This window comes from Amycolatopsis mediterranei, assembly GCF_026017845.1.
Lineage (GTDB): Bacteria > Actinomycetota > Actinomycetes > Mycobacteriales > Pseudonocardiaceae > Amycolatopsis > Amycolatopsis mediterranei.
The window spans coordinates 9,285,776-9,304,328 of record NZ_CP100416.1 but is presented as its reverse complement, the minus strand read 5'-3'; the positions used below and the strand labels follow the sequence as shown (position 1 = coordinate 9,304,328).

The 18,553-nt window shown below is 71.9% G+C and carries 17 protein-coding genes; 10 read left to right on the top strand and 7 right to left on the bottom strand.

Going from position 1 to position 18,553, the window contains the following annotated elements; genetic code table 11:
* Positions 1 to 78: 78 nt before the first annotated feature.
* Positions 79 to 1,155, bottom strand: coding sequence for a sensor histidine kinase (locus ISP_RS42050; protein WP_193353530.1), 1,077 nt, complete (start codon positions 1,153 to 1,155; stop codon positions 79 to 81).
* 47 nt (positions 1,156 to 1,202) lie between these two features.
* Between ISP_RS42050 and ISP_RS42045 the strand changes: the two genes are divergently transcribed.
* The 8 genes from ISP_RS42045 to ISP_RS42010 all read left to right on the top strand — a co-directional run bounded on the left by ISP_RS42045 (position 1,203) and on the right by ISP_RS42010 (position 10,814).
* Positions 1,203 to 2,120: an aminoglycoside phosphotransferase family protein gene (locus tag ISP_RS42045; protein ID WP_013229873.1), complete on the top strand. Its 918-nt coding sequence runs from the start codon at positions 1,203 to 1,205 to the stop codon at positions 2,118 to 2,120.
* A 129-nt stretch (positions 2,121 to 2,249) separates the two neighbouring features.
* Entirely contained in the window at positions 2,250 to 4,025 is a 1,776-nt protein-coding gene (locus ISP_RS42040) for a GTP-binding protein (protein WP_013229872.1), read from the top strand.
* Between the two features lie 223 nt (positions 4,026 to 4,248).
* Complete coding sequence (locus ISP_RS42035; RefSeq protein ID WP_013229871.1) at positions 4,249 to 5,748, top strand: cellulase family glycosylhydrolase; 1,500 nt, start codon at positions 4,249 to 4,251, stop codon at positions 5,746 to 5,748.
* 112 nt (positions 5,749 to 5,860) lie between these two features.
* The gene (locus ISP_RS42030) at positions 5,861 to 6,685 is read left to right on the top strand and encodes a serine hydrolase (RefSeq protein ID WP_013229870.1); all 825 of its coding nucleotides are present in this window, start codon (positions 5,861 to 5,863) and stop codon (positions 6,683 to 6,685) included.
* A gap of 215 nt (positions 6,686 to 6,900) precedes the next feature.
* Positions 6,901 to 8,028, top strand: coding sequence for a thioester domain-containing protein (locus ISP_RS42025; protein ID WP_230468596.1), 1,128 nt, complete (start codon positions 6,901 to 6,903; stop codon positions 8,026 to 8,028).
* Between the two features lie 202 nt (positions 8,029 to 8,230).
* Positions 8,231 to 9,058 carry an AraC family transcriptional regulator gene (locus ISP_RS42020; RefSeq protein WP_013229868.1) on the top strand — a complete coding sequence of 276 codons (828 nt, stop codon included), beginning with the start codon at positions 8,231 to 8,233 and terminating at the stop codon, positions 9,056 to 9,058.
* Positions 9,059 to 9,132: 74 nt separating this feature from the next.
* Positions 9,133 to 9,951: a dioxygenase family protein gene (locus ISP_RS42015; RefSeq protein WP_013229867.1), complete on the top strand. Its 819-nt coding sequence runs from the start codon at positions 9,133 to 9,135 to the stop codon at positions 9,949 to 9,951.
* A gap of 116 nt (positions 9,952 to 10,067) precedes the next feature.
* Positions 10,068 to 10,814 (top strand): thioesterase II family protein, encoded by a 747-nt coding sequence (locus tag ISP_RS42010; RefSeq protein ID WP_013229866.1) that lies wholly within the window; start codon positions 10,068 to 10,070, stop codon positions 10,812 to 10,814.
* Between the two features lie 40 nt (positions 10,815 to 10,854).
* Here ISP_RS42010 and ISP_RS42005 read toward each other — a convergent pair whose 3' ends face one another.
* Both ISP_RS42005 and ISP_RS42000 read right to left on the bottom strand, forming a co-directional pair.
* Positions 10,855 to 11,868 carry a glycoside hydrolase family 19 protein gene (locus ISP_RS42005; RefSeq protein WP_013229865.1) on the bottom strand — a complete coding sequence of 338 codons (1,014 nt, stop codon included), beginning with the start codon at positions 11,866 to 11,868 and terminating at the stop codon, positions 10,855 to 10,857.
* Between the two features lie 334 nt (positions 11,869 to 12,202).
* Positions 12,203 to 12,451: a hypothetical protein gene (locus tag ISP_RS42000; protein WP_013229864.1), complete on the bottom strand. Its 249-nt coding sequence runs from the start codon at positions 12,449 to 12,451 to the stop codon at positions 12,203 to 12,205.
* A 314-nt stretch (positions 12,452 to 12,765) separates the two neighbouring features.
* Between ISP_RS42000 and ISP_RS41995 the strand changes: the two genes are divergently transcribed.
* A complete protein-coding gene (locus tag ISP_RS41995; RefSeq protein WP_014467739.1) occupies positions 12,766 to 12,942 on the top strand; it encodes a zf-HC2 domain-containing protein in 177 nt (58 codons plus the stop codon).
* Between the two features lie 142 nt (positions 12,943 to 13,084).
* On the opposite strand, the gene ISP_RS41990 is transcribed toward ISP_RS41995, so the two are convergent.
* Positions 13,085 to 14,032, bottom strand: a complete 948-nt coding sequence (locus ISP_RS41990) for an Lrp/AsnC family transcriptional regulator (RefSeq protein ID WP_013229863.1) — start codon at positions 14,030 to 14,032, stop codon at positions 13,085 to 13,087.
* Between the two features lie 109 nt (positions 14,033 to 14,141).
* On the opposite strand from ISP_RS41990, the gene ISP_RS41985 reads away from it, so the two are divergent.
* Positions 14,142 to 15,491: an MFS transporter gene (locus ISP_RS41985; RefSeq protein WP_013229862.1), complete on the top strand. Its 1,350-nt coding sequence runs from the start codon at positions 14,142 to 14,144 to the stop codon at positions 15,489 to 15,491.
* Here the strand turns inward: ISP_RS41985 and ISP_RS41980 are convergent.
* The 3 genes from ISP_RS41980 to ISP_RS41970 form a co-directional block, all read right to left on the bottom strand.
* Entirely contained in the window at positions 15,469 to 15,876 is a 408-nt protein-coding gene (locus ISP_RS41980) for a hypothetical protein (protein ID WP_013229861.1), read from the bottom strand. The two genes, ISP_RS41985 and ISP_RS41980, sit on opposite strands and share 23 nt — an antisense overlap.
* A 43-nt stretch (positions 15,877 to 15,919) precedes the next feature.
* Positions 15,920 to 16,789 carry an oxidoreductase gene (locus ISP_RS41975; protein WP_013229860.1) on the bottom strand — a complete coding sequence of 290 codons (870 nt, stop codon included), beginning with the start codon at positions 16,787 to 16,789 and terminating at the stop codon, positions 15,920 to 15,922.
* A gap of 525 nt (positions 16,790 to 17,314) precedes the next feature.
* Positions 17,315 to 18,463: a glycoside hydrolase family 3 N-terminal domain-containing protein gene (locus ISP_RS41970; RefSeq protein WP_013229859.1), complete on the bottom strand. Its 1,149-nt coding sequence runs from the start codon at positions 18,461 to 18,463 to the stop codon at positions 17,315 to 17,317.
* Between the last annotated feature and the right edge of the window lie 90 nt (positions 18,464 to 18,553).

Below are 18,553 nucleotides of genomic sequence, written 5' to 3'. Positions count from 1 at the left end.
CCACGGTGAGCCGCGAGACGTGGCGAGGCTAGCAGAAATTCACTGAATCGATCCCGAAGAATTTCGGCCGTCCCGGCCCTACCGGCGCGCGGGGAGCCGGACCGTGACGAGAAGGCCGCCGTCCGGGCGGGGTGCCAGCTCGAGCATCCCGTCGTGGGCCCGGACGATGCTGTGCACGATCGCCAGCCCCAGGCCGACGCCGTCGTGCTCGTCGGTGCGCGTGCGCCGGGTCCCGCGCTGGAAGGGCTCGGTCAGGGTCGGGACCAGCTCGGGCGGCAGCGGCCGGCCGGTGTTCTCGACCAGCAGCACGCTCGCGTAGCGCCGTTGTTCGGTGTGGACGGTGACCGTGCCGTCCGGGACGTTGTGCACGATCGCGTTTTGGACCAGGTTCGTCGCCATGCGCAGGAGCAGCGCGGCGGAGCCGGTCGCGTGCACCGGATCGCCGGTGACGTCAAGTGCGATCCGGCGCTGTTCCGCCAGCGGCAACAGCGTTTCGGCGGCCTCTTCGGCGACCAGGGACAGGTCGACGGGCTCGCGGGTGAAGTGCCGCCGGTCGCTGCGGCTGAGCAGCAGGAGGGCCTCGGTGAGGTCGATCGCCCGCGTGTTCACCGTGCGGAGGCGTTCGATGAGCTCGCCCCGTTCGTAGGCCGGGTCCCGGCCGGCGACGTCGAGGATGGCCTGGGAAACGGCCAGCGGGGTGCGCAGTTCGTGGGAGGCGTTCGCGGCGAAGCGCTGCTGCTCGCCGACCTGGGATTCGAGTCGTTCCAGCATCGTGTCGAAGACGTCGGCGAGCTCGCGGAACTCGTCGGCGGGGCCGGTCAGGCGGATGCGGTGGGACAGCGACCCGTGCGCGGCCAGCCGGGCGGCGTCGGCGATCCGGGTGAGCGGGGCGAGCATCCGGCCGGCGAGGAGCCAGCCGCCCACGACCCCGAACAAGAGCAGGAAGCCGAGCGCGGTGGCCGCGGAGGGGGCGAACATGCGCGTGAGGAGGTACCGGTTCGGAGCGATCCCCAGCAGGCCCTGGTCGTTGTCCGGCACGTAGCGCAGCAGGGACATCTGCACGACGGCGAGCAGGACCGCGCCGGCGAGCATCAGGAACGCGGCGTAGCTGATGGTGAGTTTCAGCCGCGCGCTGAGCCCGGGGCGCCTGTTCACGAACGGATCGTAGGCAGCGCGGGATATCGCCGGCATATTGTTTCTCCGTGATCAAGCCGAACCGCGTCCCGGACCTCGGTCCGGTGCCGCAGCGCCGCACCGTCGGCGCCGAGCTGGTGCGCCGGTTGATCGACGAGCAGTTCCCGCAGTGGGCCGATCTCCCGGTCCGGCCCGTGTCCCACGGCGGGTGGGACAACTGCACCTTCCACCTCGGCGGCGAACTGGTGGCGCGGCTGCCCACCGCGGCCGAATACGCCCTGGCGGTTGGCAAGGAGCAGCGGTGGCTCCCGGTGCTCGCTCCCCGGTTGCCGCTGCCCATCCCGGTCCCGCTGGCGCACGGGCGGCCCGGTGCGGATTACCCCTTTCCGTGGTCGGTCTACCCGTGGCTCGACGGCGAACCCGCTGCCCCCGGCCGGATTTCCGACCCCGTCCGCTTCGCCGTCGACCTGGCCGGATTCCTGGCCGCCCTGCAGGACATCGAGGCCACCGACGGGCCCCGGCCGGGAAAGCACAACTTGTTCCGGGGCGCCACCCTGCGGACTTACGAGCCGCAGGCCGAGCGCGCGCTCACCGCGCTGCACGGCCGGATCGACACGAGCCTGGCCCGCGAAATCTGGACGTCCGCGCTGGATGCGCGCTGGGACGGCCGGGACGTCTGGTTCCACGGTGACGTCGCCGCCGGGAACCTCCTGCTCGCCGCCGGGAACCTGACCGCCGTCATCGACTTCGGGACCTGCGGGGTCGGCGACCCGGCCTGCGACACGGCCGTCGCGTGGACGCTGCTGACCGCCGACGGCCGGAAGGCGTTCCGCGAACGCCTGTCCGTCGACGACGACACGTGGGCGCGCGGACGCGGCTGGGCGCTCTGGAAGACCCTCGTGTCCGCGGCCCGGACCGGCCAGGAGGCCAGGGAAGCGCAGCGCGTGCTCGGCGAGATCTTCGCCGAATACCGGACCGGCCGTTAATCCGTTGGCCCGCCGCCGATCCGTCGGCTACGGTCGGCCCGGCTTCGATCGATCCGTGAGGGGGCACCATGCGCCAGATCCGCAACACCGCCGAATCCCGAGTACGCGTTGCGGCAGCTGGAGCCCTCTTTGCCCGAACCTTCGTTGAACATCGGAATTCTCGCCCACGTCGACGCCGGTAAGACGAGCCTGACCGAGCGGCTGCTGTTCGACACCGGCGCGGTCGGTGCGCTCGGCCGCGTCGACGACGGCAGTACCCAGACCGACACCCTCGACATCGAACGGCGTCGCGGCATCACGATCAGCACCGGCGTGGTTTCCTTCCGGGCCGGCGACCGGACGGTCAACGTCATCGACACGCCCGGGCACGCCGATTTCGTCGCCGAGGTCGAACGTGCGCTCGGCGTGCTCGACGGCGTCGTCCTGGTCGTCTCCGGGCCCGCCGGCGTCCAGGCGAGCACCCGGATCCTCTGGCGCATCCTGCGCCGGCTGCGCGTGCCGACGCTGGTGTTCGTCAACAAGCTCGACCAGGCCGGGGCCGACCCGGCCGCGGTGCTCGAAAGCCTGCGGAAGAAACTCTCCCGCGCGCTGGTGCCGATGGTGACCGTCGACGCGGCCGGCAGCGCGGCGATCACCATTCGCGACCGGCCGCGAAGCGCCGACGACCTCTTCCGCCGTCAGGTGGCGGCCGGCGAGGCGTATCCGGTGTTCCTCGGCTCGGCCGTGACCGGCGCCGGCGTGCCCGAGCTCGTCGCCGGGATCGTGGACTTCCTGCCCACCGCGGTGCCGGGCGCCGAGCTCCGCGCGACCGTGTTCAAGGTCGAACGCGGCCGCGGCGGCGACCGGATCGCCTACGCCCGCGTGCACGGCGGGACGCTGCGGGTGCGCGACCGGGTGGAGCTCTTCCGGCGGACCGGAGACGGCACGGTCGAGCGAAGCCGGCGACGGATCACGGCGATGACACTCGCGGGCGCGAAAGTCACCCGTGCGGACGCGGGGGACCTGATCCGGCTGTCCGGGCTCGGTGACGTCCGGGTCGACGACCGGCTCGGTTCCCCGGACGGCGTGGCGGACGCCGGGCTGTTCCCACCGCCCGGGCTCGTTTCGGTCGTCAAGGCGCAGCCCGGCGAGGAAACCCGGCTGCACCGGGCGTTGCGGGAGCTGTGCGACCAGGACCCGCTGCTCGGCCTCCGGGCCGACCGCGGCACGTTGTCGGTCCGGACCTACGGCGAAGTGCAGATCGAGGTGCTCCTCGAGCGGCTTCGCGAGGATTTCGGGCTGGTGGCCGGGTTCGCGCCGCCGGCGCCGATCCACGTCGAAAAGCCCGTCGGCGTCGGCGAAGCGGTCCAGTTCCTGGACCGGCTCGGCCCCACCGATCCGGTCGCCACCGTCGGGCTGCGGGTGGCTCCGGGCCGGACCGGCAGCGGTGTCCGGTACGAGCTCGCCGTCGAACGCGGCTCGCTCCCGCGGGCCTTCCACACCGCCATCGAGCAGACGGTGTACCGCACGGCGGCGTGCGGCCCGCACGGCTGGGAGGTCACCGACTGCGTCGTCACCCTGACCCATTCGGGGTTCCAGCCGCCGCTCAGCACGGCCGGTGGGTTTCGCGAAGTCACCGCGCGGCTGCTCTCGCTGGCGTTCGCGCGGGCGCGGACCCGCGTGTACGAGCCGGTGGACCGGTTCGACCTCGAAGTGCCCGAGCACGCCGCCGGAGCGGCGGTGATCGCGCTGGCCAAGCTCGAGGCGGTGGTCGAGCCGCCGGTGGTCGAAGCCGGCGTCGCCCGGCTGAGCGGCTCGGTGCCGGCGGCCGCGACCGCGGCGTTCCGGCGCCGGCTGCCGGCCCTCGGCCAGGGTGAAGCCGTCTTCACGGCCGAGCCCGGCGGCTACCGTCCGTTGCGGCCGTAGCCGCCGGGGGCGCGGACTCCGGCCGGGCGAGAGGGCTACGTGCGATGGGCGAACGCGCCGGACGCTGTTCGCCTGAATCGGCCGCTTTATCGACGGCGGAGATTGACAACCCGGGGCCGGGAAGCGACGGTGAGGACGGCCTCTGGGAACGCTCCCAGAAGCTTCCGCCGCCAGTGTGCACAAGGGAGTGCCGATGTGGGGAAGAGCCGGAAAACGTCCTGCCTTGCTTGCGGTTGCGGGGCTCGCGGTCGCGGCCGGGGTGGTCGTGACGTCGACGACCGCGGTGTCGTCCGCGCGTGAGACGAGCGCCGCGTTCGCCTGCCGCGTCACGTACTCGGCCAACGACTGGGGAAGCGGTTTCAGCCTCACCGTCGGGATCGCCAACGTCGGCTCCGCGGCGGTCGACGGCTGGACGCTGACCTACTCCTACGCCGGGAACCAGACCCTCCAGCAGGGCTGGATGGGCACCTGGACGCAGTCCGGCAAGCGGGTCACCGTGACCAACGCGAGCTGGAACAGCGCCATCCCGGCCGGCGGTTCGGTCAACACCGGCGCGAACTTCTCCTACAGCGGCACCAACACCACGCCGACCGACTTCGCGGTCAACGGCGCCGCGTGCACCGGAACGCCGCCGACCACGGCCACGACGCCCAGCACGCTCCCGACGACGCCCCCCACGACCACGACCAGCACGCCACCGCCGGGCCCGGCGCCCGCGTTGCACGTTTCGGGCAACAAGCTGCTCACCGCCGCCGGGAAGACCTACCGGCTGCTCGGCGTCAACCGCTCCAGCGGCGAGTTCGCCTGCGTGCAGGGCAAGGGCATGTGGGACAGCGGCCCGGTCGACCAGGCGTCGGTCGACGCGATGAAGGCGTGGAACATCCACGCGGTGCGGATCCCGCTCAACGAGGACTGCTGGCTCGGCCTGTCCGGCTCGCCCAGCGGCGCCCCCTACCAGCAGGCCGTCAAGGACTACGCGAAACTGCTGGAGGCCAACGGGATCAACCCGATCCTGGACCTGCACTGGACGCACGGCCAGTACACCGGGAACTCCTCCGCCTGCACCGACGTGAACGCGACCTGCCAGAAGCCGATGCCCGACCGGCAGTACGCGCCGGCGTTCTGGACCCAGGTGGCGACCGCGTTCAAGGGCGACGACGCCGTGGTCTTCGACCTGTTCAACGAGCCCTACCCGGACGCCGCCGGCGGCTGGTCCGACGCGGCCGCCGAGTGGAAGTGCCTGCGCGACGGTGGCACCTGCACGGGGATCGGCTACCCCGTCGCCGGGATGCAGGAGCTGGTGGACGCGGTCCGCGCGACCGGCGCCAAGAACGTGATCATGACGGCCGGCCTCACCTGGACCAACGACCTCACGCAGTGGCTGACCTACCGGCCCGCCGACCCGGCGGGCAACCTGATGGCGTCCTGGCACTCCTACAACTTCAACGCCTGCGTCACGGTGTCCTGCTGGGACAGCCAGATCGGGCCGGTCGCGGCCCAGGTCCCGGTGCAGGCCGGGGAAATCGGCCAGAACAGCTGCGGGCACGACTACATCGACCAGGTGCTGGCCTGGCTGGACGCGCACAACCTCGGCTACACGGCCTGGACGTGGAACCCGTGGGGCTGCAGCGGCGGCAACGTGCTGATCGAGGACTACACCGGCACGCCCACCAAGACCTACGGCGAGGGCTTCCGGGCCCACCTCCTGAGCGTCAACCCGTAGCGGCGCCTACGCACCGGGCGGGGTGTTGCGGGCGGCGACGCTCGCGGCACCCCGTCGTCCGTGCGAGTCTTCAGGGCGGAACCACTCCGCTCGCCTCCACCCGGGAGACTCCATGGGCAAGCTCCTGCTCACCGCGCTGCTGGCGGCCTTCGCGCTGGCGCCGTCGCCGGCCGCCGGTGGGGGCGGTGGCCCGCGGGGCGGCGACCCCTTCGGCCCGGACCTGCGGGCGCGGATCGCGCGGGCGCAGGCCTACGCCGACAGCCGGCCCGGGGTGACCGGGATCGTGCTCCGGGACCGCTGGACCGGCGCCGTCCACCGCAGCCCGGCCGCCGGCACGCTGATCTGGGCCTGCTCGACGCCGAAGCTGGCCATGGCCGTCGACCTGCTGCTGCGGGAGGACTCCGGCGCGATCAAGCTGACCGCCGCAGACCGCGACTTGATGCACCGGATGCTCCATTCCAGTGACGACGCCGCCGCCCACGCGCTGTGGACCCGTTTCGGCGGCGAAGCCGAGTTCGCGCGGCGATTTCCGGCATACGGAATGATCGACATGCGGTTCAGCGATCACCACCCGCACCACTGGGGCTGGATCCGCACCACGGCGGACGACCTGGACCGGCTGATCGAATACGTCCTGGCCCTGCCCGCCCGGCTCCGCGACCACCTCGTCGGGGAACTGCGCACGGTGGACGCCAACCAGCAGTGGGGCGTCTGGGGCGCCGGACCGGCCGCCCGGCCCGGCAACAAGAACGGCTGGTCGGACGACAACGACGACGGTTCCTGGATCATGAACTCCGTCGGTTTCGCGGGGCCGGGCGAGCGGTACACCCTGGCCTTGATGAACGACACCCGGGTGATCTCCGACGGCGACGAGGTCGGCAAGGAGACCACCACGAAGATCGCCGAAATCCTGTTCGGCGGGTATTTCGGCGCCTGAATTCGCGCCCCATTCAGGGGATTCTCGAAGTGAATGGTGTTTATGGGGGCGCCGTGCGTAGCCCTCTGTGAGGTCTGTGTATGCTGCCATTCGCTTGACCGGGTGATCACTCACCCGAATCGGTGGCCGCCGTGGTCGGGGTTGGTGATCTCACGCGGCCCAAACGGCGTGGTTCGGGCTCGGATAGGAGATTTATGCAGGTCAGGTCAGCTTTCGTGCGTGGCGGGATCGCAGTGCTCGCCGCGACCGCCGCGGTCATGGTCAGCGCCCCCTCCGCCCTCGCGGACGACGGCGCCGCGCGCGGCCGGGTCGACGATGCCAAGAGCACGCAGGCCTACCAGGTCAACACCGACCAGGGAACCCCCTACGCCAAGCTGTTCAACTTCAACCTGTCGGACGGCAAGTCGCTCAAGCTCTACTGCGTGGAGTTCGGTACGAACGTCCGCGAGGACGTCGACATGCTCGAGACGCCCTGGAACAAGTACCCGGACGCCGGCTCGCCGTTCAACAAGAACAGCGCCAAGATCAACTGGGTGCTGCACCACGGCTACCCGGCTCTCGGGCTGGACGCGGTCGAAGCCGAACTCGCCAAGCAGGGCGTCAAGGTCCACGGCGGTCTCTCCGAGTTCGAGGCGATCACCGGGACGCAGGCCGCGGCGTGGCACTTCAGCGACGGCGTGAACCTCGACCTGAAGCGGCCGCTGCTCCAGGACAACCCCGCCGAGGCCAACGCCGACGTCGCCGCGCTGTACAGCTACCTGATCGGCGACCAGAACACCGGCATCGGCGCGCAGCCGAAGCCGAGCCTGGACATCGCGGGGCCGAAGACGGAGGGCAAGGCCGGCACCAGGATCGGCCCGTTCCAGGTCGCCACGAACGGTGTCGTCACGTCGCTGACCACCGACCTGCCCGACGGCGTCAAGATCACCGACGCCGACGGCAAGGAGCTGAAGGCCGCCGACGTCAAGGACGGCAGCAAGCTGTTCGTCGACGTCCCGGCCGGCACCAAGCCGGGCAACGGCTCGTTCTCGCTCAAGGCCACCGGCGAGGTGGACACCGGCCGCCTGTTCGTCGCGGAGAACTACGCGAAGCACCCGGCGCAGTCGCTGATCGTCGCCGACTCGGAGAAGACCGAGGTAGCCGCGAAGGCGGCCGCGAGCTGGACCGAGGCGCCCGCCACCCCGGTCACCACCGCGCCGAGCACGCCCGGCGGTGCCCCCTCCGGCGGCGGCGAGCTGGCCAACACCGGTGTCGACGCCGCGGTCCCGTTCGGCATCGGCGGCCTGCTGCTCGGCGGCGGCGCGCTGCTGCTGCTGGTCAACCGGCGCCGCAGCCGCGCGTGACGCGGTAACGCAGTACCACCGGGCGGGGCTGGTCCACTGTGGACCAGCCCCGCTCTGCTGTCCGGTACCCGACGATCGGATTGCGATCATCGGGGCAAAAGCGGCGAATCGCGCGGGGACCGGCTTAGACTTGCGGGCCATGCGCGGTACGACGGTTCCGCCCGGGACGCCCTGCCGGCCTCCGCGGCCGGGGGAGCTGCCGATGCACCGGCTCGAGGTGCCCGCCCCGCACACGCTCCCGTTCGCCGTCGGCACGTTCGACGCGATCGGGCCGCTGTCCCGCGCGGATTTCCCGCACCGGCACACGTTCCACGAGCTCGTCCACGTCACCGGCGGCACCGGCGCGCACGTCGTCGACACCGCGCGCCGGCCGCTGCGGCCGCCGCACTTCGGCGTCATCGCGCCCGGGCAGGTCCACCAGTGGGCCGGCGTCCGGGGCCTCACCGGGCACGTCGTGCTGTTCACCGACGACTTCCTCCTCGACCACCCGGCCGATCGCGAGCTCCTGCGGCGGCTGAGCGAACGGCCGTGGCTGCACCTGGACGAGCACGCCGACGCGCGGGTCACGCGGCTGATCGCCGACCTGGAGGACGAATACCGCCGCGGCGGTGCGGGCACGGAGTCGGTGCTGCGGGCGCTGGTCCACGTCCTGGTCGTGCGGGTGGGCCGGCTGCTGGGAACACCGCCGCCCGCACCCACCGGCGCGGTGGCGGCGGAGTTCGTCCGGCTCGCCGGCCGCCCCGGACCGGGGCCGTGGTCGGTGCGCGCGCACGCCGAACGCCTCGGCGTCACCCCCGGCCACCTCACCGAAGCGGTGAAGGCCGCGACCGGCCGCACGGCCGCGCAGCTGCTACGTGAGGCCCGGACCCGGGAGGCGCAGCGGTTCCTGCTCCGGACGGACCTCACGGTCCGGCAGGTCGCGAGCCGCGTCGGGTTCGCCGACCCGGCCTACTTCTGCCGGTTCTTCCGCCGCGAGACCGGGCTGAGCCCCGGTGACTTCCGGCGCGGCGGGGAGAAGCACCACGACTGACCGAGCCAGTCCATCGCCGCCCGCTCGTGCGCTGCCTACGTTCGAGGGATCCCCCGATCCCACGAGGAGCAGGCATGGACGAGGAGAACAAGCTCAGCCGCAAGACGGTGCTCAAGGCCGCGCTCGCCGCGGGTGTCGCCGCGCCGGTCGCGCTGTTCGGCGGCCCGGCGCTGGCCCGCGCGAACGCCGTCGGCGGCACGGCACCGGAGCTGACGCCGGCGTGCCACGACGACGACGAGCCGACGATGGAGCAGACCGAGGGGCCGTACTTCAAGCCGAACTCACCGGAACGGACCAACCTCGTCACGCCCGGCACCCAGGGCACCCGGCTGACCGTGACCGGCTACGTCTTCGGGCGCGCGTGCCTGCCGGTCGGCCGCGCGCTGCTGGACTTCTGGCAGGCCGACGTCAACGGCGCCTACGACAACACCGGCTACACCTTCCGCGGGCACCAGTACACCGACGCCCAGGGCGCGTTCACGCTGTCCACGATCGTGCCGGGCCTTTACCCGGGCCGCACCCGGCACATCCACGTGAAGGTGCAGGCACCCGGCCGGCCGGTCCTGACCACGCAGCTCTACTTCCCAGGCGAGCCGCGCAACAACACCGACACGATCTTCGACGCGCGGCTGCTGATGACCGTGCGGGACAACGGCTCGGCGAAGGAAGCGGCCTTCGACTTCGTGCTCGACGTCCCGCAGACGCCGACGTCGACGCGGCCCACGCCGACCTCCGCCACCCCGCCCGGGGGCACCTCCTGGGCGGTGGGCACCGCGTACGCGGCCGGCGCCCGGGTCACCTACGGCGGCCGCGGGTACGTCTGCCTGCAGGCGCACACGGCACAGCCCGGCTGGGAACCCCCGGCCGTCCCGGCGCTGTGGCGGGCGGAGTGACGTCTCCCCGCTGATCGGGCCCCGGCAGGCTCCCGGCCGCGTCCGGAGGACTGCCGGGCCGCGGGCTGCGAAGGTGGGGGTCGACGCCGCTTCGGCGGCCTGCCAGATTGGGGGTCATGACGATTTCGCTCGAGGCCGCGGAGTGGGTCCGGCGGTTCCACCCCGCGCCGTCCGCGTCGGCGCGGCTCGTGTGTTTCCCGCACGCCGGGGGATCGGCGAGCTACTTCCACCCCGTTTCGGCGGCGCTCGCGCCCGCGGTGGAGGTGCTGGCCGTGCAGTACCCCGGCCGGCAGGACCGGTACACCGAGGCCCCGGTGGACGACCTGTTCGTGCTCGCCGACCGGCTGGCGGAGGTGCTCGCCCTGGAGACCACCGGGCGGGTGGCGTTCTTCGGCCACAGCATGGGTGCCAGCCTGGCCTTCGAGGTCGCGCGGCGGCTCGAAGCGCGGGGCACGAAGCTGCTGACCCTGTTCGTCTCCGGCCGCCGCGGGCCGTCGGCGCCCGGAGACGAGCGGATCCACGAGAAGGATGACGAAGCACTGCTGGCCGAGGTCAAGCGGCTCGGCGGCACCGACACGGCGGTGCTGGACGACGAAGACATCCGCAGCCTCGTGCTGCCCGCGCTGCGCAGCGACTACAAGGCCGCCGAGCTCTACCACTACCGGCCCGGCCCCGACGTCGGCTGCCCGATCGTGGCGCTGGTTGGCGACCAGGACCCGAAGGTCACCGAGGCCGAGGCCCGGCAGTGGGCGGAGCGGACGTCCGGGGAATTCGAGCTGAAGACGTACCCGGGTGGTCACTTCTACCTGAACGACCACGCGGCGGCGATCATCCGGCTGATCGCCGGCCGCCTCGCCGGCTGAGCGGGCGGGCGGGGGCGCAACCCCCGCCCGCCCGCCGAGCTCAGCAGTACAGGTTGGCGCCGGGGTCGACGCCGAGGACCGACGTGATCTGGCGGTACTTCGAGACGCGGCTCTCGACCTGGGCGGGGTTGCCGCCGTTGCACTCGATGGAGCCGTTGATGCTGCGGATGGTTTCGCCGAAGCCGCGGCCGTTGACCATGGCGTTGTGCGGGGTCATGGTGCCGGGGCCGCTCTGGGTGTTCCAGTACCAGAGCCCGGTCTTCCAGGCGACGGCCGAGTTCTGTTCGACCTGCCAGGGGTTGCCGAGCAGGTCGATGCCGAGCGCGTCACCGGCGGCCTTGTAGTTGAAGTTCCAGCTGAGCTGGATCGGGCCGCGGCCGTAGTAGGCGGACTGGCCGGCGGGGCAGCCGTAGGGCTGGTTCCAGTCGCAGTAGTGCGGGTAGTTGGCGGTGTTCTGCTCGACGATGTAGACGAGACCGCCGGTTTCGTGGTCGACGTTGGCGAGGAAGGCCGCGGCTTCCTGCTTCTTCACGGTGTCGCTGCCGGTGGTGGCGAAGCCGGGGTAGGCCGACAGGGCCGCGGTGAGGCCGCTGTAGGTGTAGAAGGAGTTCCGGCCCGGGAAGATCTGGTTGAACTGGGCTTCGCTCACGACGAAGGCGCCCGGGTTGCCGGGATCGGTGCCGCCGCCGCAGCTGAACGGCTCCCAGTACCAGGTACTGATGACGGGGTCGTAGCCCGGATTGGCGTTCTTGGCGCGGTAGTAACCGCCGTTGGTGTAGCGCACGATCGCGCCGACGTCGTACCACTGGCCGGCCACCCAGTTCGGGTAACTGCAGGTGCTGCCGCCGCCGTCACAGCTGTAGGGCTCCCAGTACCAGGTGCTGATGACGGGGTCGTAGCCCGGATTGGCGTTCTTGGCGCGGTAGTAGCCACCGTTGGTGTACCGCACGACGGCGCCGACGTCGTACCACTGGCCCGCGACCCAGTTCGGCGCACTGCACGAGGCGGCGGCCGCCTGCGAAGCGTGCCCGGTGACGGCGGGCGCGCCGAACACGAGCCCGGCAACGGCGGCAACAGCGGACAGGATCGCGACAAGGCGTCTTCTCAAGACTCGCTCACTCCTTCGGCCACGACGGAACCCGGGCGCGCAGGCGCCCGGCGTCGAGGGGTGGGGGGTGCTCATCCGGCCGAGACGAACGTGACACCGGTCACTAGAGCAGATTGGTCTAGTCCAGTCAAGGTCGCTCGGGCGCCGCGGGCAAGGGTTGTGCGCGAACGTCCCTTCGAAGGGCTTTCGCGTGGCGCCAGGGCTTTCGAGTGGCGCTGGGAGAAGGGCGCGCCGCGGGGCGGGCGACGCGGCACCGAAGCCGCGTGGCCCGCCCGGCACGTCACCGCGCTTGCGGAATCCTCAGCTGCACGGTCGGGGCGACGTGCAGGATGCGCTGCAGTCTGGCCCGGCCCAGCCGGTGGAGCATCTCCCCGAGCTCCTCCGGCGCGATGCTCCCCTCGAGGTCGAGCCGCGTCGTCCGGACGACGCGGTCGATCTCCGATGCGGGGAGACGCCCCGCGAACTCCCCGGCCAGCCACACCCCGACCTCGTCCACGACGTCGTCCGCCCGGTGGCTCCGTACGGTCATCGCTCTCCTCGTTTCGGATCGCCTTCTTGCCCAGGTCGAAGCCGGGAAATCCCGGTCCGACGCCAGTCCGACGAGCGAGCCGGGGACCCATGACGCCGAATCGGCGAAGTCGGTGCCACAAAAGCGTTCCGTGTTCGGACGGGTGAAATGCGTGACCATCGGTGTCACTCACATGGGCTGTTCGCCCTCCGAAGTTGTCGGCCGTTCGGGTAGAAAACCGTAGAACTTCGCCGATGGCGCGTCCCGCTCAGGACCCTGGAGACATCGGGACAGTGCGGGCGTTCTTCACGGGACGCGGAACGGAGACGCGATCCATGGGCCGGTACGACCGGACCGACCTCGGGGCGTACAGCCTGGGGTTGCTCGACGCCGCCGAGACGGCCCGGGTGGAGCGGCACCTCGAGGCGTGCCCGGACTGCCGCCAGGAGGCCCGGGAGTTCGAAGCCGTCCGCGGCATGCTGGACCACCTGGTCGACGTCAAGTCCACTTAGGACACGGCAGGGCTGCCGGTGGCCTGGGTGGTCACTTGCGGTTCGGCTTCCGCGTCCGGGGCACCGTCCGGCGAGGTCCAACCCCAGCGGAAACCGCCCCTGACCTGCACCAAAACACCATCGCCGACCATCCGCACACCCCTCATCGCGAGGCGGCCGCCTTGACGGTCCGCAGCACCGGCGCCGTCTCCAGGGTCCGGATGGCGTCCAGCGCCCCGAGCCGGTGGGTCAGGTAGTGGTGCAGCGCGGCCGCGTCCGGGCAAAGCGCCTGCGCGACCAGGTTCGCCGGGCCCGTCGTCGCGGCGACCAGTGCGAGCTCCGGGTGCGTCGCCAGCTTCCGGGCCACCCGGTCCAGCTGGGCCGGCGCCACCGCCATCCAGAGCAGTGCCTGCGTCGTCACGCCCAGCGGCTCCGGGGCGATCTCCAGGTCGAAGAACACCGTGCCGCCCGCCTGGAGGTCGGCCAGGCGGCGCGCGACGGTCGCCGCCGACCAGCCGGTCGCCGTGGCCAATTCGGCCAGGCCCGCTCGGCCGTCGCGCTGCAGCGCCGCCATCAGGGCGTCGTCGTCGGCGGTCAGCGGCTTGCCCGGGCCCGCGTGCACCGGCGTGAGGGCCGCGATCTGGGCCGCGTCGAGGGCGTTCGCCCGGCCGAGCCACGCCGTCGGGCCGCCGAAGTAGCGGTGCAGCAGCTGGTGCGCCGAGACCGCCGTGATGCTCGCCGTGCGCGGGATGTCCCGCAGCAGCAGCGCGTGGTCGCTCGCGGCCGGCGTGTGCACGTTCACGCAGATCTCCGTGCCGCCCGACATCAGCTTGATCCACGCCGTGTCGGCGCGGCGGGCCAGCGCCTGGGCGAGGTCCTGTGCCGTGTGCGGCGTCGCCGTCAGGCGGACCATCCACTCGGCCTGCCCCGCCCGCTGCGGGTCCGGCAGGCCGACGACGCGCAGCGCCGCCTCCGCCCGAAGACGCCGGTAGCGCCGCGCCACCGTCTGCGTCGAGACGCCGAGGACGTCGCCGATCTTCGTGAACGGCGCCCGGCCGTCGATGTGCAGCGCGTGGATCAGCGCGCGATCGACGGCGTCCAGTGTGGTCATATTCCTCATTGAACCGCATGAGACGGAAGAAATCCGCTAACTAGAGCTGAAAGGTGGAACGAGAAGTGACCGAGTCGTCAGGGTGGGCACCGAACGAAAGGAGACACCCTTGCCGACCACCACGCGTTACCGGCGGCGCTGGGCCGCACTGGCCGTGCTGCTCGTCGCCGAGGCGATGAACCTGCTCGACGCCACGATCGTGCAGGTCGCCGGCCCGGCCATCCACGCCGACCTGCCCGGCCCGGCCGCCGACATCCCCTGGTTCAGCGCGGCCTACACGCTCCCCTTCGCCGCTTTCCTCATCACCGGCGGCCGGCTCGGCGACATCTTCGGCCGGGCCCGGACCTTCCGCATCGGCGTGGCGGGCTTCGTGCTGGCGTCGCTGGCCTGTGCGGCCGCCCCGGACGCCGGGCTGCTGATCGGGGCCCGCGCGGTGCAGGGCGCGGCCGCGGCACTGATCATCCCGCAGACCATCGGCCTCATCCGCGCCCTCTTCGACGGCGCCGAACTCGCCAAGGCGCTGGGCACCATCGGGCCGGTGATGGGCCTGTCCGCGGTCACCGGGCCGCTGCTCGGCGGGCTGCTGACGCAGGCGGTGTCGTGGCGGGCGGTGTTCCTGGTGAACGTTCCGCTGGGGCTCGCGGTGCTCCTCGCCGCGCGGCTGCTGCGGGAGGACCGGGCCGCCACCCGGCCGCGGCTCGACGTCACCGGCACGCTGCTCGTCGCCGGCGGGGCCGGGCTGCTCGTCTACCCGCTGATCGATCCCGCGGGGACGGACTGGGGCCTGCTCGCGGCCGGGGGCGTGCTGCTGGTCGTGTTCGGCTTCCAGCAGCGCCGCGCGGCCGCGCCGCTGGTCGAGCCGAGCCTGTTCGCCCACCGCGGCTTCCCGGCGGCGCTCGCCGGTTCACTGCTGTTCTTCGCGGTGATGACCGGCCTGATGCAGGTGGTGCCGATGCAGCTCCAGCTCGGGTCCGGCGCCGACGTCCGCACCGCCGGCCTGACGCTGCTGCCGCTCTCGGCGGGGCTCGCGGTGTCGTCGTACGTCGCCGGCGCCCGGCTGGTGCCGAAGTTCGGCTCGCGCGTGATGTTCGCCGGGCTGGCCCTCCTGGTGACCGGCGTCCTCGCGATGGAAGCCGGCGGGGTGGGTGCCTACCCGTGGGCGCTGGCGCTGTGCGGGCTCGGGATGGGGACGTTCACGGTGCCGTTCTTCACCGCGGCCCTGGACCGGGTGCGGCCGCACGAGACCGGCTCGGCCGCCGGGCTGCTCAACGCGGTGCAGCAGCTCGGCGGCACCCTGGGCGTCGCCCTGCTCGGCGGCCTCTACCTCGGCACCGGCACGGCGGCCGCGGCGCTCGGCCTGGGTGCCGCGCTCGCCGTGGCCGCCGCGGTGGCGGTGGTGCCGCTCACTGCTCGCAAGAAGGGCAGCGCCCCGGACCTCAGTAGTCGTCGCGGCCCGTGAACTGCTGCTCCAGCAGTTCGGCCGCGCCGGCAACCAGCTCGAGCGGGTCGGTGAACTCGTTGATGTCGAGGTTGATCAGCGGCAGCGAGTGCCGGAGCACGACGTGTTCCCCCATCACCGCGAGGCCGCCCACGACGATCGCCTCGCCGACCTCGGTCAGCACCTCGAGGAGGTCGACCTCCTCGTGCTTGGCGAACGGCGTGGCGATCTGCACCCAGTCCTCGCGCTGGTCGAGGATCTCGCGCGCGATCACGACGATCTGGGCGCGCTGCTCGGTGTCCGGATCGTCGCCGAAGACGAGCCGGATGCGCAGCTCGTCGGGTTCGTCGCGCACCACCCGGTACGACTCCCTGATGTAAGCGACCAGATCGCCCCACTGCGCCACGGCTTCTCCGTCCTCGTGCCTGTCCGAGCGCTCAGCGTAGCGATCAGGCGGCGCCGATCCGGTCCAGATCGGCGAGAACGTCGGCGGGCAGTTCGAGATCGGCGGCGGCGAGGTTCTCCCGCAGGTGCCCTGGCGACGACGTCCCGGGGATCAGCAGCATCGACGGCGACCGCTGCAGCAGCCAGGCGAGCGCGACCTGCATCGGCGTGGCACCCACCCGCGCGGCGCAGTCGTCGAGCAGCCCGGACTGCAGCGGGCTGAACCCGCCGAGCGGGAAGTAGGGCACGAAGGCGATCCCCTCGGCGGCGCACTTGTCGACGAGGTCGTCGTTCTCGCGGTGGGCGAGGTTGTACTGGTTCTGCACGCAGACGACGGGCGCGATCGCCTTCGCTTCGTCGAGCTGCGCGGCACTGACGTGGCTGACGCCGAGGTGCCGGATCAGCCCCTGTTCGCGCAGTCCGGCGAGCACCCCGAACGGTTCGGAGAGCGACATCGGCACGGGGTAGTCACCGGCGGCGTTGCTGAGCCGCAGGTTGACGACGTCGAGCGCGTCGACGCCGAGGTTGCGCAGGTTGTCGTGCACGGCCTCGGTGAGCTCCGCGGCCGACAGCGCGGGCGGCCAGGCCTTGTCCGCGGTCCGCCGCGCCCCCACCTTCGTCACGATGACGAGCGATTCGGGGTAGGGGTGCAGGGCTTCCTTGATCAGGGCGTTCACGGTGTGGGGGCCGTAGTAGTCACTGGTGTCGAGGTGGGTGACCCCGCGATCGACGGCTTCCCGCAGCACGGCGACGGCGGTGTCGTGGTCCTTCGGCGGCCCCCACACACCGGGTCCGGCCAGTTGCATGGCGCCGTAACCCATGCGGGTCACGGAAAGTTCGCCGCCGAGGGTGAAGGTGCCGCCGAGGTTCGCCATGCCGCTCCTTGCTCCGGGTGCCGTCGCGGGAAGTCTAGCCGCGTTCGGCGTCGCTTTTTTGTCGGTGGCAACCGGTAGCGTGTAAATCGGGGGCTTCTCACGTCGCCGAGCTGCTGTTTCCGTTGTGCCGCAAGGGAAAGCTCGGCCGAAATATCTCTCCGAGGTTCACCCGATTCAGTGGTGACCTTCGAACTCGTGTTCGGTAACGTCGTTGGTGTGACTACAACGATTCCTTCCGCAGCAACGAAAACGACCGCGCCGCGCTGCCATCAGCCGGGCAAGATGATCCCAAGCCGGCGAAGACCCGCCGGGCAAGGACTGCGCGGCCAATCGCGCCCTGCCGGATCGCCAACCGGGGCGGAGTCCGGTCCCCTGGCGAAGCCTCCCCGGGCTGGATCGCCGACCGCGGCGGAGTCTGGCCGCTTGGCGAACCCTCCGCGGGTGGCCGGACCGCCGACCGCGGCGGATTCCGGCCACCCGGCGAACCCTCCCCGCGGGCAGGGTCGAACCGGATGTCCCGGAACCTCAGCAGAGCCCCTTGCCCCGCAACACCCGGGTGACCGACTCCTGCACCCGCGCCTTCGGCAGCTCGCCGGCCTGCACGGCCTTCACCAGCCGGTCCAGCACCTCGTCCACCCGGCCCCCGGAAGACCACAACGCCTCGTCCGCGCCGGCCTGCAAGGCCTTCAGCACCGCCTCCGGCAGTGGGTACTGCGCCGTGACCGCCTTCATCGCCCCGAGGTCGTCGGTCACCACCGGCCCGGCGAACGCGAACTCGCCGCGCAGCAACCGGTACGCCGCTGGCGAGAGGGAGGCCGGGACGCCGCCGGTCAGGTCCGGCACGTCGAGGTGGCCGACCATCACCGCGACCGGGCCGTAGTCGGCCAGGCCGCGGTAGGGCACCAGGTCGACCGCGCGCAGCCGGTCGAGCGGCGGCGTGACCACCGTGCCCTCGTGGGAGTCGCCCGAGCCGTGGCCGTGGCCGGGGAAGTGCTTCAGCACCGGCTGCACACCCGCATCGCGAAGGCCCTCCGCAAACGCTTTCGCGTACGTCTTCACCCGAGCCGGGTCCGGGCTGAACGACCGGTCGCCGATCACGTCGTCGTCCGGGGCGCCCGTGACGTCGGTGTCCGGGGCGAAATCCACCGTCACCCCGCGGGCGCGCAGCCGGCGGCCCCGCTCGGCGGCCAGCGCGTGGACCTCGTCGGGCGACTTGGTCGCGGCCATCGTCCGGGCCGAAGGCAGGTCGCCGTCGAGGTCGTCGATGCGCTGGACGCGGCCGCCTTCCTCGTCGACCGACACCGCCACCGGCACCCGGGCCACGGCCTGGACCGCGGCCAGCGAGCGGTCTTTCAACAACGCTGTTGCGTTACCCCCGACGAAGATCCCGCCGACCTGGTGGTCGCGCACCAGGGCCACCGTGTCCGCCGGGTTGTCGCCGGAGACACCCACGACGACCAGCTGCGCGACCTGGGCACGGAGGTCGAGGCCGCCGACCAGCGGGGCGCAGTCGTCCGGCCGCTCGAGACGCGAGGTGGGCCCGGCCGGAGCAGGGCGAGGAGCCGCCGGCGGAGGAACCGGCCGATCGGAGGTCAGCGGCACCGCCAGTCCGGCCACGATCCGCGGTTGCAGGCCCGAGACCAGCAGACACCCGGCCACGATGGAGAACGCCACCCCGAGGGCGGCAAGACTTCGGCGGTTCATCGGTCCCTTCACTCGTCGCGTGCCTCCCCCGACCGTAGTCGACGGCCAAACTTCACGGCG

Excerpts from the sequence above, each read along its gene's own strand:
- ISP_RS41975 (WP_013229860.1), bottom strand. The coding sequence starts at position 16,789 with ATGGCGAACCTCGGCGGCACCTTCACCCTCGGCGGCGAACTTTCCGTG.
- ISP_RS42010 (WP_013229866.1), top strand. The coding sequence starts at position 10,068 with ATGACGATTTCGCTCGAGGCCGCGGAGTGGGTCCGGCGGTTCCACCCC.
- ISP_RS41990 (WP_013229863.1), bottom strand. The coding sequence starts at position 14,032 with ATGACCACACTGGACGCCGTCGATCGCGCGCTGATCCACGCGCTGCAC.
- ISP_RS42030 (WP_013229870.1), top strand. The coding sequence starts at position 5,861 with ATGGGCAAGCTCCTGCTCACCGCGCTGCTGGCGGCCTTCGCGCTGGCG.
- ISP_RS42015 (WP_013229867.1), top strand. The coding sequence starts at position 9,133 with ATGGACGAGGAGAACAAGCTCAGCCGCAAGACGGTGCTCAAGGCCGCG.
- ISP_RS42000 (WP_013229864.1), bottom strand. The coding sequence starts at position 12,451 with ATGACCGTACGGAGCCACCGGGCGGACGACGTCGTGGACGAGGTCGGG.
- ISP_RS41995 (WP_014467739.1), top strand. The coding sequence starts at position 12,766 with ATGGGCCGGTACGACCGGACCGACCTCGGGGCGTACAGCCTGGGGTTG.
- ISP_RS42020 (WP_013229868.1), top strand. The coding sequence starts at position 8,231 with ATGCACCGGCTCGAGGTGCCCGCCCCGCACACGCTCCCGTTCGCCGTC.